The 15,729-nt window shown below is 38.2% G+C and carries 15 protein-coding genes; 5 read left to right on the top strand and 10 right to left on the bottom strand.

Going from position 1 to position 15,729, the window contains the following annotated elements; all coding sequences use genetic code 11:
• Positions 1 to 148 precede the first annotated feature (148 nt).
• The 5 genes from FC64_RS01685 to FC64_RS01665 form a co-directional block, all read right to left on the bottom strand.
• A complete protein-coding gene (locus FC64_RS01685) occupies positions 149 to 1,282 on the bottom strand; it encodes a 5-(carboxyamino)imidazole ribonucleotide synthase (protein WP_057906251.1) in 1,134 nt (377 codons plus the stop codon).
• A 128-nt stretch (positions 1,283 to 1,410) separates the two neighbouring features.
• The gene (locus FC64_RS01680) at positions 1,411 to 2,031 is read right to left on the bottom strand and encodes a glycoside hydrolase family 73 protein (protein WP_057906250.1); all 621 of its coding nucleotides are present in this window, start codon (positions 2,029 to 2,031) and stop codon (positions 1,411 to 1,413) included.
• A 13-nt stretch (positions 2,032 to 2,044) separates the two neighbouring features.
• Complete coding sequence (locus FC64_RS01675; RefSeq protein ID WP_057906249.1) at positions 2,045 to 2,638, bottom strand: ECF transporter S component; 594 nt, start codon at positions 2,636 to 2,638, stop codon at positions 2,045 to 2,047.
• 104 nt (positions 2,639 to 2,742) lie between these two features.
• On the bottom strand, positions 2,743 to 3,720 hold the full coding sequence (locus FC64_RS01670) for an AEC family transporter (protein WP_057906248.1): 978 nt from the start codon (positions 3,718 to 3,720) through the stop codon (positions 2,743 to 2,745).
• 42 nt (positions 3,721 to 3,762) lie between these two features.
• Positions 3,763 to 5,382, bottom strand: coding sequence for a malolactic enzyme (locus tag FC64_RS01665; RefSeq protein WP_057906247.1), 1,620 nt, complete (start codon positions 5,380 to 5,382; stop codon positions 3,763 to 3,765).
• 136 nt (positions 5,383 to 5,518) lie between these two features.
• Between FC64_RS01665 and FC64_RS01660 the strand changes: the two genes are divergently transcribed.
• On the top strand, positions 5,519 to 6,397 hold the full coding sequence (locus FC64_RS01660; protein WP_057906246.1) for a LysR family transcriptional regulator: 879 nt from the start codon (positions 5,519 to 5,521) through the stop codon (positions 6,395 to 6,397).
• Here the strand turns inward: FC64_RS01660 and FC64_RS01655 are convergent.
• The 3 genes from FC64_RS01655 to FC64_RS01645 all read right to left on the bottom strand — a co-directional run bounded on the left by FC64_RS01655 (position 6,394) and on the right by FC64_RS01645 (position 8,886).
• Entirely contained in the window at positions 6,394 to 7,728 is a 1,335-nt protein-coding gene (locus FC64_RS01655; RefSeq protein WP_057906245.1) for a flavocytochrome c, read from the bottom strand. The two genes, FC64_RS01660 and FC64_RS01655, sit on opposite strands and share 4 nt — an antisense overlap.
• A 68-nt stretch (positions 7,729 to 7,796) precedes the next feature.
• Positions 7,797 to 8,228 carry a MarR family winged helix-turn-helix transcriptional regulator gene (locus FC64_RS01650; RefSeq protein WP_057906244.1) on the bottom strand — a complete coding sequence of 144 codons (432 nt, stop codon included), beginning with the start codon at positions 8,226 to 8,228 and terminating at the stop codon, positions 7,797 to 7,799.
• Positions 8,229 to 8,457: 229 nt separating this feature from the next.
• Positions 8,458 to 8,886, bottom strand: a complete 429-nt coding sequence (locus tag FC64_RS01645; protein ID WP_057906243.1) for a CopY/TcrY family copper transport repressor — start codon at positions 8,884 to 8,886, stop codon at positions 8,458 to 8,460.
• A gap of 179 nt (positions 8,887 to 9,065) precedes the next feature.
• Here FC64_RS01645 and FC64_RS01640 point away from each other — a divergent pair, with 179 nt between their 5' ends.
• From FC64_RS01640 to FC64_RS01625, 4 genes are all read left to right on the top strand, one after another.
• A complete protein-coding gene (locus FC64_RS01640; RefSeq protein ID WP_057906242.1) occupies positions 9,066 to 10,760 on the top strand; it encodes an oleate hydratase in 1,695 nt (564 codons plus the stop codon).
• 143 nt (positions 10,761 to 10,903) lie between these two features.
• Entirely contained in the window at positions 10,904 to 11,521 is a 618-nt protein-coding gene (locus tag FC64_RS01635) for a DedA family protein (RefSeq protein ID WP_057906241.1), read from the top strand.
• Complete coding sequence (locus FC64_RS01630) at positions 11,518 to 11,790, top strand: DUF454 family protein (RefSeq protein WP_057906240.1); 273 nt, start codon at positions 11,518 to 11,520, stop codon at positions 11,788 to 11,790. The genes FC64_RS01635 and FC64_RS01630 overlap by 4 nt, the downstream gene beginning before the upstream one ends.
• A 210-nt stretch (positions 11,791 to 12,000) precedes the next feature.
• Entirely contained in the window at positions 12,001 to 14,022 is a 2,022-nt protein-coding gene (locus FC64_RS01625; RefSeq protein WP_057906239.1) for a KUP/HAK/KT family potassium transporter, read from the top strand.
• A 58-nt stretch (positions 14,023 to 14,080) separates the two neighbouring features.
• Here FC64_RS01625 and FC64_RS01620 read toward each other — a convergent pair whose 3' ends face one another.
• On the bottom strand, positions 14,081 to 14,785 hold the full coding sequence (locus FC64_RS01620; RefSeq protein WP_057906238.1) for a zinc-ribbon domain-containing protein: 705 nt from the start codon (positions 14,783 to 14,785) through the stop codon (positions 14,081 to 14,083).
• Positions 14,786 to 14,799: 14 nt separating this feature from the next.
• Positions 14,800 to 15,681 carry a lysophospholipid acyltransferase family protein gene (locus FC64_RS01615; RefSeq protein WP_057906237.1) on the bottom strand — a complete coding sequence of 294 codons (882 nt, stop codon included), beginning with the start codon at positions 15,679 to 15,681 and terminating at the stop codon, positions 14,800 to 14,802.
• Between the last annotated feature and the right edge of the window lie 48 nt (positions 15,682 to 15,729).

Below are 15,729 nucleotides of genomic sequence, written 5' to 3'. Positions count from 1 at the left end.
TTTCCTCCTATGCAAGCTACAATCAAGTTTTATTATATCAAAATCAGCCTTACTTTTTAAGGTAAAAAAGACAAAGAGACTGGCGTCTAAAGCTATCGGTTTCGCCGATTTACTTTAGATGTTCAGCCTCTTTAAATGATTCAATATCCTAAATTTTATTATCCCAAATTCCAGTTGATTCAACCTGTTCCCGCACGGTCTCAATTGTCGGGCCTAACGCTAGCAAGTAGCCTTCCGTATCTTGGTCTCGCATTGAAAGCGGATAACGGAAAAAGTTATAATACCAATTATCTTTAAGAACCCATTGTGTTCGCAAGTCATCCTGGTCATGGCTTTCAATCGTAATGGCCACTGTTGGTTCCATCAATTCGGTCTTTACAAGCGGCATCTGGGCTAATGCCCGCAAATGCTGTTCAAACATCGTAACATTAGTTGCCTTATCAAATACATAGCCGCTGGCATGCAGCCCTGGAACGACCCGTTTAACATAAATTGCACCGCTTTCGGTCAAGAAGAAAGCAATTTCCATTGTCCCAACGTAATTCAAATTTTTAGCAATTTTATCAGCTAAGCGGCGCACTTCCGCTTCAATATCATTATTAATCATTGCTGGGACCAGTGATTCATGAAGTACGTGATCGTGATAAATATTTTCAACTACGGGGAAGAAATTGACCGTTCCCTTTGCATCCTTCGTCAAAACCACTGACAATTCCTTGGTATATGGAATCCATGATTCAAGGATATACGTTCCCATATCAATGATATCCGCACACTTTGCAATATCCGATTGTTTGCGAATAACTTGCTGATGAGCTTTTCCAAGCCCCTTTTGAATTGGCTTTAAGACACATGGATAACCAATTGACGTTACGGCTTGATAAACATCATCAAGGTTAACAATTGTTGCATACGGGGCAATATTAACATTCAATTGTTCAAAAAAAGCTCGTTCAAGCAACCGGTCTTGCATATATTCTAATGCATCGGTCCCCTGCGGAACTGATGTATATTGGGCAATGTACTTAATTACTTCTGAATTTACATGTTCAGATTCATACGTCACAACATCGCACCGTTGAGCAAAACTTTGAAGTTTTAATTTATCGTTCATTTTGCCAACAATTCGAACATCGGCTTCTGCCAAAGTCGGACTTTCTTCATATCGGCTGTATGCCACAACCTTATACCCCATTTTTTTGGCAGCCCGCGCTAACATAATTCCGTTTGGACTATCACCAATGATTCCTAATGTACTTCCAGGAAAAAGCGTTTTTGTCATTTCCCTCACTACTCTCCATTCAAATCTGATATAAATTCGATGTCTAATATTAGTCCGTTAATAACTAATCATATCATTTTAATGATACCATAACTGCAACTTCGAATATTATAAATTTCCTTTAGAATTTAGTCATTATCATATTGATATAACTTGTATTTTTGAATAATTGCAATCAGTTTTTGGGCATAATTCGGATCAGTAGCATATCCATTCGCCTGCAATGCCTCTGCGGCCGTTTCATAATTACTTGCATTGACAACTTGCTGATAATGCCCCTGATCACCCTCAAGCCCATTCACTAAAAGTTTGGTATGAGCATCAATCGAAGCTGTCCAGGAACGGTAAACCGCAAAACTTGCTTTAACTGTGATCCACTGACCATTAACATATTCCTTAGTTGTCATCAAAGCACTATTCGTTCCGGTTCCCTTAACTCCAAAAAGATTATTATACTTTTGCGACAATTCACTTTGCCCCCAGTCAGACTCTAATGCTGCCTGAGCAATTGTAATACTTGCTAAAACGTGGTTTCTTCGTTGTTCACTTTGTGCAATCGGGGCAACTTTACGAATAAAGTTAAGTTTAACCTGTTCGCTCTGAGAGATTGTCTCCTGATTTTGGCAAATTTCACGACCAGTCCAACGAATCACTTGAATTGATGCAATCAACATAATCACGATAATCAAAATCACATCCGTTAATTTCAAATGACTTCGTTTTAAAAAGCGTTTGATTTTTCTATTCATACTCTTTCAATCCTTAACCTTGTTTTTTCAAGACTTTGAACAATGCCGTTGAAATTAATGGGACCGTAATTGCTGCCAATAGCATTTCTGGAATTCCATTTGTCCCAACTACACCAATTAAATATGGAAGTAACTGATGAACATCGACAGAATACAGTCGCGGAGCTTGATTATGGTAAAAAAGATAGATTTGGCCTAAAACCAGCAATGTATTTGTCATACTTCCTAGCATCGCCGCAATTACCATTGATTTTTTTACTGAAAAACGTTTTTTTAATTGGATAAAACTATACCCCGCAACTGTTCCCACTAAAATTCGCGGAACAACGGAAATCAAAGGATTAGTGAAACAAATCACAGCTAATGGGCTGGTTGGCCAAATAAACGCCCGAATAAAGGTGATCATTCCCCAAATTCCGCCAATGATCATTCCTTGAACGGGGCCTAAAACAATTGCTGCAACAATTACTGTAATATGAATCAGTGTAATACTTAATGGTCCAATTGGGATGTTTCCCAAAATTGGGACTAAGTTTTGGACGATTATAATCGTTCCAAAAAGCGTTAATAATGTATTTCGCCGTAACTTTTGACGCGGATCAAACACGCGATCACTCCCTGATAATTATTACCGCTGATTATAACTTAAAAGAAAAAGCCGTGCAATTGCACAGCCTTTTCAATCTTTTTTCATCTTAAAACTATAATAAATTAGATAAATTGTAAGATTCCCATTAAAATTGGAACAACTACAATGAACAATACCGTACTCATAACAACGACGTTCGTTGCGTATTCAACATCGCCGTGAGCTTCACCAGCCAATACCGGCAATACGGCTAACATTGGTGTTGCTGATTGAACAATCAATGTTTGCTGCATCAAGCGTGGCAAATCAAAGTGAAGAATCGGTGCCCCGAACTTAATCAAAAGAATCAATACAAGTGGTGATAATACGAACCGGCCAAGTAAGGCAATGATTGAATCACGGTCAAACTTGAAATTCTTCAAACCGGCATCACATAAAACAACCCCGATGTAGATCAATGATAATGGCGTTACCAAGTTACCTACATAACCAAGTGTTTGGAACAAGAAATCCGGTTTGTTGCTTGGTAAACCAAGAAGTAACCAGATAATGGCAACTACGAAACCAACCAATGGCATCGGCAAAAGCTTTTGCAAGCTGATCTTGTGCTTCTTCTTGCTGTTTTTATCAGCCGTTGGGTCATCATTATAGATCAAGAAGACCCCAAAGGCCCATGTTGAAACGGTATTAATGACATAGTAAATCAAGAAGTCAGCCATTGACTTCGTTCCAAACAAAGCCATGTTCAATGGCATTCCGATAAAGATCGTGTTGGCGTTGACGATTGCGTTCATCATGATTCCGCGCCGACCTGGACGAACCTTTAAAGCCTTAACAACAAGCCATGCGATTAAGTATCCAATAATTACACCTAAAGCTGGGAAAATCAATCCCTTACCTAAACCTACTAAACTTGACCGGGTCAAGTGTTTTTGAACTGATACGAAAATTGAAGCTGGTAAGGCAATCTTGGTAATCAAGCCTGAAATACTCTTTGCAAAATCATCGCCAAACCATCTAAATTTCCGAAGTAAAAATCCAAGTGCCATAATCAAAACGATTACGAAAATACTTGATACTGATGTTAAAAATACAGCCATCCCTCTTACGCTCCTCTACAAATTTGCTTACTTATCTTTTTATTAATATTTTGGTTCCCACTTCATATCAGCAACTGCCGTGTGGGCATCTGATACGCCAGCAATGCCTTGATCAATTGCACTTTGAGCAACCGTTTCAGCAACTGTTTGGGTAAATTCAGTCAACTTAGCAACTGGTGGCAATACTGGTGCACCCGGTTGGCTTGCATCGACAATTCCTCCTAATGCGTGAGCGGCAGCAGCAAGCATCTTCTCGTTAACGACTTTTGCCTTGGCTGCAATTGATCCAAAACCAACTCCTGGATATACTAAAGCATTGTTTGCTTGACCAATTGTATATGTGACTCCCTTATATTCAACCGGATCTGAAGGAATCCCAGTGGCAACTAATGCCCGACCATCTGTCCACTTGATCAAGTCTTCAGCCTTCGCTTCCAACAACTTCGTTGGGTTGGAAATCGGGAAGATGATTGGTCGTTCTGTGTGAGCTGCCATTTCCTTAACAATTGATTCTGTAAAGGCCCCTGGCTGCTTTGAAGTTCCAATCATAACGGTTGGATGAACAGCCTTTACAATGGCTTCAAGATTTGTTAATTCGTCCGCATTATCAAATTCACTGCGTTGGCGAACAAATGGCTTTTGAGCTTGAGTCAAGCCTTCTGTGTCTTCGAATAATAATCCTTGCTTGTCAACTAAGTAGAAGTGCTTCTTCGCTTCTTCTTCACTCATGCCATTGCGAACTAATTCATCGCACATCATTTGGGCAATTCCGCATCCGGCAGTTCCGGCACCAAATGTCAAGAATGTTTGATCTTCAAGCTTTTCCTTTGAAATGTTCAAAGCACCAAGAATACCCGCTAAGCAGATAATTCCTGTTCCTTGAATATCATCGTTAAATACTGGAATTTCATTTTGATACTTTTGTAAGATAACGTCAGCGTTTGAACGGCCAAAGTCTTCAAAGTGGATCAAAACGTCCGGGAATAACTTCCGGGCTGATCCAACGAACTTATCAACCATTTCATAGTACTTGTCACCGTAAATTCGCTTGTGGTGGTTACCTAAGTACAATGGATCGTTCAATAATTCTTCATTATCTGTTCCGACATCCAATGAAACCGGCAATACATTTCGAGGATCAATTCCTGAAGCAGCCGTATAAACCATTAATTTTCCGATTGAAATATCTGCGCCTTGAGTACCCCAGTCACCAATTCCAAGGATTGCTTCAGCATCGGAAACAACGATCAACTTGATGTCGCGACCTTCTGCAGCATTCTTTAATGTATCTTCAATGTCATCTTGAGCATCGATTGAAATAAATGCAGCATCTTGAGGTTGTACAAAAACGTGACTGTAATTTTCAATTGAATCTGCAATTACCGGATCGTAAACAATTGGCATAAATTCAACTAAATGCTTGCTCATTAAATAATAGAACAATGTCCGGTTAGTATTAAAGATTTCCATTAAAAATTTTCGCTTCTCAAAATTATTTGGTTTTGATTGATAGTGTTCATATGTCTGTTTTGCTTGGTCTTCAATTGTTTGGACCCCAATTGGTAACATTCCAACCAAACCATATTCTTTCCGTTCTTCGTTTGTAAATGCAGTTCCTTTATTTAAAAAAGGATCTCTTAAAACGTCAACTCCACGTTTCATATCCTATCCGCCTCTTCTTTTCTTTAATGTTTACAGCGTTATTTTAATTTTTCTTAATATTTATAGTCAAATTAACGTGTTATTATAAAGAATATTTATATGACAAAATAAATTGCTGATAAATCAGGTGTTTACAATGAATATTAAAGACATTGAATATTTTGATGAATTGATTACAACTAAAAATTTTTCAATTGTTGCCCAAAAATTCAACGTTAGTCAGCCTACAATTACCATGGCAATTAAGCGTTTAGAAGATGAATTTAACACCAAGTTCTTTATTCGTAATCAATCTCATAAAGAATTGATCATTACCGATGCCGGAAAACAATTTTATGAACATAGCCGGCATATTATCCAGGAACTCAAAGTTGCTGCTAAAGAAATCCACAATGCCGATAAACAAAAAATTATTTTCGGGCTTCCTCCAATTATCGGAACATATTACTTTCCGCCCGTTACCCCTGCTTTATTACGGAACGACTTATTAAATGACTTAACGATTGTCAGTCGCGGATCAACAACTTGTCGTAAAATGCTTTTAAACGGCGACCTTGATATCGCTCTTCTCGGATCAAATTCACCGTTAAAAGAACCTAACCTCATTACTGAAACCTTCGCCCGTTCGCCGTATAAAATTGTTGTCGGTAAAGAACATTCATGGGCTAATCGCGATTCTGTAACCTTAGATGAATTACGCGGCCAACGCTTTATTTCTCAAAATGAAAGTTTCATTCACCAGCGAGCATTAAAAAAAGTGGCCCGCTTAGGTCACTTTCGTCCAAATATTGTCTGTCATACTGACAATATCAATATTTTAAAAGCGCTCGTTGCCGAAAACACCGGAATCAGTCTTTTAACATCAATTGCAATCAATCCGAATGACAATTTACATGCAATAAGCATTGAAACTGAAAGCTTTCCCGTTTTCAACATGGCAATTGCGTACCATGCTCGTCACCTTTTGACTAATAAACAGCAAAAAGTGCTTGATATTTTACGAAAATCAATTTAATCTTTGCTTGATTGAATTCCTGCTTGACGACCAAAGACAATTGTTTCGGCAATCGAATTTCCGCCAACCCGATTATTCCCGTGTAACCCACCAGCAACTTCACCCGCAGCAAATAAACCGGGGATAATATTGCCATTTTCATCTAAAACATGGGTTTCCTTATCAATATGAATACCGCCCATCGTATAGTGAACTGCCGGAGCAACATGAATTGCATAAAAAGGTGCAGTATCAAGCGTACGCATCCCTGTTTGACGTCCAAATTGGGCGTCTTTTTGATTTTCAACCGCGGTATTCCATTCAGTAATCGTTTCATTCAAAACTTGTGAGTCAATTTTAATTTGATCAGCTAACGCTTTAAGGGTATCAGCTTGCTTAACTAAACCAACACTTTGATAAAATTCAAGAGCTTTTACTCGCTGAAAAACTTTCTGGTCCAAAATGAGGAATGCATGTCCTGTTGGCTGAGCAATAATTGCATTTGAAACCTTTTTACGGGTAGTCAACTCGTTTACAAATCGTTTTCCATTATTATTCACCAAAATAGCGCCTTCCCCGCGAACCGTTTCGCCGATTAAATATGTATGCGGATTATCTTGTTGAACTGTAGGGTGAATTTGAACAAGGTTAAGTTGAATCAACTGCGCTCCCAAATTGTGAGCTAATTCAAGTCCATCTCCCGTTGCTCCCACTTGGTTAGTAGTTTTAAAATCTGCATACTGCGGTGCATAACGACTAATTAGTCTCCGCGAAGCTCCAAAACCACCAGTAGCTAAAATTACATTCTGACACTCAAAGTGTAGTTGCTGTTCATTTTGATTAACTAATATTTGATATCCTGCTTGGGTACGTTGAAGTTTAATTACTTTACAATCGGTTTTGATCTCAATTTTAGCCTTTTCGACCGCTGCTGCCAACTTTTTAACAAGATAAGCCCCAATTGGTGAGGTATCAGTTGGACGATGGGTCCGCGCACAACTCATCCCTCCAAGGGTAGTTAAATCCCCTAAGTCAATCCCATATTGTTTTAACCATTCAATTGCACTATTGGTATGAGTTGTAAAATAACGCAACAATTCAGGATCATTCATTTTCCCGCCCGCTTGGAAAGTTTCGTCATAAAACTGATCGGAACTATCAATTATTCCATTTTTAAGCTGCAAATCCGTTTCTGATGCATTCATTCCTGAAGATGCTCGCATTGAGTTACCGCCAATCTTTAGCATTTTTTCTAAAATCATAACCCGCTTCCCGATTTCATGGACTTGTAAAGCAGCCGTTAATCCCGCACACCCTGCTCCAATAATGATTGTTTCGACTTGGTCGTTCATATAAATTCCTCCTAAATAAAACAAAACGGCAATAGAACTGCCTATTCGGACAGCCCTATTGCCTTATGTTAATTTTCATTATTTTCATCAATTACATCAAGTGTTCTTTCAAGAACCCGCTTGAAAATTGCCAAATCTGAAGGTGAGACTTTTTTCTCAAGTCCATCTTGCAATTTTTGCCAAAACTCAGTGTTGTTATCCATCATTTCAACATACTTCTTCGTAACTGTAAGATGGTATACTCGCCGGTCCTGTTGATCAACTTTCTTTTCAATCAAACCCAGCCGCATTAATTTTTTTATGTGATAATTAGTGTTAGGTGTTGATTGATTTAACATTCTTGAAACTGCACCAATCGTTGTATTGTTTGATTGGTTGATAGCTTCAAGATAGTACATATCAATTGCACCCAATTTTTCAAATTCTTTATACTGATTTAAATGATTGTGAAGTTGAACTTTTTGTAATAAATCGATCATTGTTTTTTGCATTGACAACATAACTTAACACTTCCTATCTATTCTTATTCTCTCTTAAGTGACTATTTATTATACATCGGAGCTCAATCCTTTGTAAATAAACAAAACTACTGCCGAGATCAGACAGCTACTCATTTCTTGAAACATCTTAATTAAAAAATACTGTAAACAATCCGCCTCATTAATCTGCTATCCTAACCATTAGCGTCTCAATCAGCTTATCGTTAAATAGCAATTCGCTTCCTTCCACCTAGCTTTTCGACTGAGAGCAAGATAAACAATTACACTCCAATTCAGTTGGTGCATTCTTTGATTTTACTTTTAACGTTTCCTGCAAACGCGCAATATCATTTTGCGTCAGCGGAACCTCCTTAATCACTTCATCAAGAGTTTTTCCTACATGCATTTGACAAATTTTTCCTACAGAATCCATCAATTGATGTTCGATCGTCTCTTGTTCAGGGACATTTGGATAATATGTGAATGCTCGTCCATTTTTTTCAATCCGGACAATCTTTTTATCAGCAAGGCGGCGTAATAAAGTCTTTACAGTTGCTGTTTTCCATTGAAATTTAGCAGAAAGTAACTTCGTCAATTGGCGGCTTGTCGCGCTTTTCAACGTCCATAGTAACCGCATGATTTCCCACTCAGCATTACTAATTTCAACCTTTGCCGACATGCTTAACTACCCTTCTTTGTCCTAACTTTTTTACCTTAGATTCTACAATATAAGGCAATGGTTTGTAAACGATAACGTTCGTGGATTTTAAAGAGTCTTAAAACTTAAAATCAACAAAAATTGATCTAACATAGTATAATATAAATGTAATCGTTAACAACATTTTAGGAGGGATTTGCATGATTAAAAGCAAAGCTGTAATGATCGGTGCTGGAATCGCCAACATGGCTGCAGCGGTCTACTTAATTCAAGAAGGTCACTGGAACCCTGAAGATATTACTTTCTATGCGCTCGATAAGCATGGTTCAAATGATGGTTCAACCGCTTCAGAAGCTGCCACCGAATACTGGAATAAAAATCACCCTATGGAAAATACAAAGGGGTTTATTGCACGGGGCGGTCGGATGTTAAACTACCGGACATACGTTGATTTAATGGACTTACTAGACCGGATTCCATCAGTTACGGAACCTGGAATGACCGCCGCTGAAGATACCCGTGATTTTGATGCTCAACATCGGACTTATGATGTAGCGCGACTTCTTCAAGGCGGAAAAGGCATCGTCGATGGTCATAAATTAGGATTGAACAATACGGATCGGCTATTACTGACCAAGTTGATCTTAATGCGGGATGATGAAGAAACGAAACTTGATAACGTTTCAATTGCCGAATACTTCAAGGACGATCCCCACATTTTCCAAACTAATTTCTGGTACATGTGGGAAACAACCTTTGCATTCCGAACCCAATCATCTGCTCAAGAATTACGGCGCTATATGCACCAAATGATTTATGAATTCACCCAAATCGAACACCTCGTTGGGGTCAACCGGACACGTTACAACCAGTTTGAAAGTATCATGCTTCCGTTAATCAAATACCTTGAAGGCGCAGGGTGCAAATTTATAATGAACCGGCGGGTAACTGCCTTTGAATTTAAGGACACCAAGATGCAAGATGAAATTACGGTTACTGGGTTAAAGATGTTAAATACTGACAGCGGACTTGAAGAACACGTTGCCATTGATGATGAAACCGCCATCTTCTTTACCAACGGTTCAATTACTGATTCCGCAACGTTGGGTGACTACAATACGCCTGCTCCTGAAAATCCAGATTACGGCGCAGCTTCGTCGCTTTGGAAACAAGCAACTGAACACTTCTACAACCTTGGTAATCCAGATAAATTCTTTGCTGACCGAGACGCATCCGAATGGGTAAGTTTCACGTTGACAACGAAGGATCATACTTTGATCAATGAAATTACCCGGATCACCAACCAGGTTCCTGGAAATGCATTGAATTCATTTATTTCAACCGAACCGATTACCCCGTTAGGTCAAAAAGACGTTAACATGTCGATCGTGGTTCACCACCAGCCGCACTTCACAACGCAAAAGCCAAATGAAACGGTTATTTGGGGTTACTTCTTATATCCGCGGCGTGAAGGTGAATTTGTTCACAAGCAATACATCAAGATGACCGGGAAAGAAATGCTCGAAGAATTGCTTGGGCAACTTTCAAAAGTTGATCCTGGACCAACGAATATTATGAAGAAGAAAGATCAAATTCTTGAAAGCGTCATTAACTGTATTCCTGTATACATGCCATACGCTTCTGCCCTTTTCAACAACCGAGCAAAGACTGATCGGCCAAAGGTAATTCCAGACTTTTCAACAAACTTGGCATTCACCGGTGAATTTGTCGAACAACCATATCAAATGATCTTCACCGAAGAAAGTGCCGTTCGTTCTGGTGAAATTGCCGCCTTCCACTTTGCCGGTGTTCCTGACTCAAAGCTTGTTAAGACACCGCGATATGACCATGATCCGGTAACCTTAATGAAGGCTGCCAAGCGGATGTTCGATTAACATTTAAATCAATTTTGATATTTAAGAGGCCATGACTAAAGTCATGACCTCTTTTTTGGTTTTTTATTAAATTCGTTTTTTCTACTCGCTTTTTAACGCCAATTCAGGTACACTATCAATACTTTAGTAATGAAAGGATTTCTATGAACACAACAATCATTGATTTTATCAGTAATTATGGCTACTTTGCGGTGGCTATCTTAATTGCCGTTGAAAATATTTTTCCGCCGATTCCATCTGAGGTTATTTTAACTTTTAGTGGTTTTTTATCACTGTCAGCTCACTTGAATCTCGGAGGATTAATTATCGCATCAACGATTGGAGCGTTAATTGGCGCAATTATCCTTTATCTTTTAGGAAAATTAATTTCCTTTGAAAGATTAGAACAGCTGATCAATGGAAAATGGGGAAAAATTCTTCATTTTAAAATGGCACATCTTAAAAAGGCACAACATTTTTTTGAACAGCATGGAAGTTCAACTGCGTTTTGGGGAAGATTTCTTCCAGTTATTCGAAGTTTAATTTCGGTTCCTGCTGGAATGGCTGAATTTTCAATCAAGAAATTTTTGCTTTTTACCGCTGGTGGTTCTTTAATTTGGAATGCCGTTTTAATCTTGATTGGCAGATTTGCTGGCGCATCATGGGAAAACTTTTCTGTTTTGATTGAAAAATATAGTTTTATTTTGCTTTTACTTGTAATCATTATTATTGGATGTGGGTATTTAATTTATCGGCGAAAAACCAAAAGGAGCATTAAATGACATCATATGCAAAGAAAACATGCTGGCTGATCGTTGCTGCAATCTTCTTTATTCTCGGTATAATTGGAATTGTTTTACCAGTTATTCCTCAAATTCCATTTTTAATTATTGCGTTTTTCTGTTTATCTAAAGGCGCACCTAAATTCCATCGCTGGATTCGAGAACGTAATTTTTACCAAAAGTACATTTTAAAGTTTGAACGTAAATGTACTCAAATTATCGCGCAACATCCTTTTTTACAGCGAATTACGCAGCATTGGCATCATTAAATTTAATAATAATGAACTTTGAAAAAATTCAATGCTTCATTATTATTTTTTTATTATTTTGTCAATCTTTTTTACATTACAAGAAAATAACAATTCGTAAAAAACAGCGAAAATATCAAAAAAAATGGTATCATATTCGTTATGATACCTTTTGTTTAATTAATTTAAATATATGCAATTATTCTTATATCCATAAGGAGGAAAATTACTTTGTTAAAGAAATATGGCAAAGAATACTTCTTGGGAGCCATTATTACCTTAGGAATTGTTTATGGTGATATCGGAACATCCCCCTTGTATGTTATGAACGCTCTTATCGGCGATCAAGGCGGAGTAACACATGTAACTCCAAATTATATTATTGGCTGCTTATCATTAATTTTCTGGACGTTAATGATTATTACAACTATCAAATACGTCGTAATTGCAATGCGCGCCGATAACCACGGTGAAGGAGGAATTTTTGCTCTTTATGCTCTTGTAAAAAAAAGGGCTAAATGGCTGATTATTCCCGCTTTAATTGGAGGAGCTGCAATCCTTGCAGATGGGACATTAACCCCAGCCGTTACTGTTACAACCGCAATTGAAGGGCTAAAAGGATTTAAGTTTGGTAACGTCATTCCCGTTACTAATCAAAATGATGTTGTTTTGATTACAATCACAATCCTGCTGATCCTTTTTCTTGTTCAACGATTAGGAACTAGTTCAATTGGGAAAACCTTTGGAATCGTTATGGTATTCTGGTTCGGTTTTCTTGCTGTATTCGGGTTTGCTAATATGTGTAAGGATTTAACCGTTTTACGAGCACTAAACCCCATCTATGGATTGCAGGTTCTTTTCAGTCCTCACAATAAAATGGGTATTTTTATTTTAGGAAGTATTTTCTTGGCAACTACTGGGGCAGAAGCCTTATACTCAGATATGGGCCACGTTGGTCGGCGAAACGTTTATATTACCTGGCCATTTGTTTACCTGTCATTGATTTTAAACTACTTCGGTCAAGGTGCTTGGATTATTCACCAAATCAAACACCAAACCGTAACGTCAAACATCAATCCGTTTTATGATATGCTTCCGCACTCGGTTTACCTTGTCGGGGTTGTTATTGCAACCCTAGCTGCAATCATCGCTTCTCAAGCCTTGATCACCGGTTCATACACTTTAGTTGAAGAAGCAATTGGATTGAAGATTCTACCACGGTTAAAGGTTTACCACCCGAATGTGTTGAAGGGCCAAATCTACATCGGAGTTGTTAACTGGATTCTGTGTGCAATTACCTTAAGCATTGTCTTCTTCTTCAGAACATCTGAACACATGGAAGCAGCTTATGGATTAGCAATCACGTTAACAATGTTAATGACGACATTCTTGCTGTTTGAATACATTCGCGGACGATGGTCAACGCCGCTTGCATTAATGTGCCTACTGTTTTTCGGTTCGATCGAAACCATCTTCTTCATTTCAAGTTTAGTTAAATTTGTTCACGGTGGTTACGTAACAGCATTAATTACAGCCGTTCTGATCTTTATCATGGTTATCTGGTATTACGGTAACCGCGTTCGTGATGACTTAATGGATGCTACTGAAGAGGTTTGTTTAGATGATTACGTTGATCAACTTGTTGCCCTTTCACAAGATGAAAGTATTCCATTATATATGAGTAACTTAATCATGCTAGCTAAGGTTAAACCTAATCACAAGGTTAAACGAGAGATTCTATACTCGATTTTAGATAAACAACCTAAACGGGCCAAAGTATACTGGTTTGTAACAATCAATACTACAAATGAACCATATACTAACTACTATACGGTTGATATGATGGGGACCCGTAACGTTGTTAACTTACAACTTTACCTTGGATTCAAATCGAATCATAGTTTGAATCTTTACTTACGGCAAATCGTCAACGACTTGATGGACCAAGGAGTCATCGACGAACAACCACAAGAATACACCACAACTCCTGGCCGGAAAGTCGGCGACTTTGTCTTCGTTTTGATTCGGGAATTGCTTTCACCAAACACCAATCTTTCACCGTGGAAACGGTTCTTGATTTCATCACGGATCTGGTTACAGAACCATTCAACCAGTCCGGTTCAATGGTTCGGGCTTGAGTTTAGTGACGTGAAGGTTGAACGTGTTCCGCTTTACTTAAAGAAGCGGCAAATGCCGTTTGTTAACCAGCAAAAGATCATCAACGCTGAACTTCCAGATGAATCTGAAAAATAATTGTTTGAATGAATAAAAAAGCTTGCCAATCTTGGCAAGCTTTTTTTGATTGTTAAAATTACGGTTCCTGATAGTTTTGTGCAATTGTATTCCAATTGTCACTTCCAGGAGTTCCTTCTTGTAAGTATCCTTGAGCGTTGATTCGATACCATCCAATTGTCGGAGTAGATTCCGGATAAGCATGAATGCTCTTCATAAATGCACTTTGATGATTTTCTTGAACTTGAATTTCGACGCATCCCTGATCATCGGTACTTTGATTAAAAATAAATGCATCCTGATCAGCCGACGTCAACGGCGGTTCATTCGTATTATTCTTATTCCAGTCCGCCATGATATTAGCATACACCCACCTATTAACTTGATGGGTCGTCAAATTTTTGGTATCAACGTCCGGCATGGTTTGAACTGTCGTTTGTCTTTCTGAACTAGAACTTGCAACATTTGCAGACGTCGAAGCCGGCGACCTGGGCGCTTCCTTTGCAGTCGAGGAAACTTTTTTCTCCGTTTTAGAGGTATCCGAAGAAGATAACTTAGACGAATGTTTGCCCGTTGCTTGAGCAATTCCAAAAAGCACAAGAATTAAAATTAAAATAATTGCAATTACAAGATAGATTACTTTGCGCTTTTGTTTGCTATTCTTCTCCTTCGCAGCTTCCCGCGTCATCGGTTGATTTTCATCAGCTGTTAACTTAGCCCCACATTGTTTGCAAAACTGATTATGCGGTTGATTTTCAAACCCACACTGCGGACATTTTTTCATTGATCCATACTCCTTTATTTTTTATCTTGAGGTCCAACCCATCCGGCAATATCTTCTGGATGAAAATCATATGTTAATTTCTTTCCATATGCTTTTTCATACGCTGCTTTCTTTTGCTCATAATCCTGTTGCATCATACAGATACTATTTTCACGGGCTGATTGGTGTGGATCAGGATAAATCACCGGTAGAATATGCAATTTAGCTTTTACTCGATGAATTTTTCCTTTAGCGTTGGGTTCAAAGCTTTCAAGATCATGAAGCTCAACAAAGCAAGAAATAATTGGAGCTCCTGCCTGAGCCGCATAATAATATGTCCCGCGTTTAAATGGACGCGGTTTTCGATAATTAAACCACATTTCTTCTTCAGGATAAATTAAAATATAATTTCCAGCATTGATTGTTTGCTTTATTAATTTGGGAAAAGTTCGTCCTAAATACTCAATGCTCGTATTTAATGGAATAATGTCAACATTATTCAGCAAAAAACCCACTAAACCTTTCATTCCAAAATTAGTATCTTGGCTTACGATATACAATCTTTTATGAAGCTTTTGCGTCATCTTGCGAATAATCGTATTTTCCAACGGGTTAAAGTGATTGCTGGTAATTACCGCTCCTTTATGAGGATCAAGGCCCTTAAGGTTTTCCCAACCAACAATTTCCGTCTTAGTATTTTCAGCCCAGGTAACTGCCCGATAAATTGTTCGTGCAATTATATTTTCAACCTTTCCAAAAAAGGTTTTTCGGCGATCAAAGTATTTACTAATTAACTCAAGCCGTTGTTGATTTGTCATTTGCGGATCATCAACTTCAACCTTCTTGTTGAAGTTTCCGTCCTTAACATTTTGCTTGATATTTTCAATTACTTGATCCCGATTTGGAAAAATTAACATTTCTAATTCATTCTCCTTATCCAAATTTCGTTAGCGAATAACCTTATG

It is taken from the genome of Ligilactobacillus araffinosus DSM 20653 (assembly GCF_001435375.1).
Lineage (GTDB): Bacteria > Bacillota > Bacilli > Lactobacillales > Lactobacillaceae > Ligilactobacillus > Ligilactobacillus araffinosus.
Note: the sequence above shows the minus strand (reverse complement) of the source record. Positions and strands in the feature narration are given on the sequence as shown.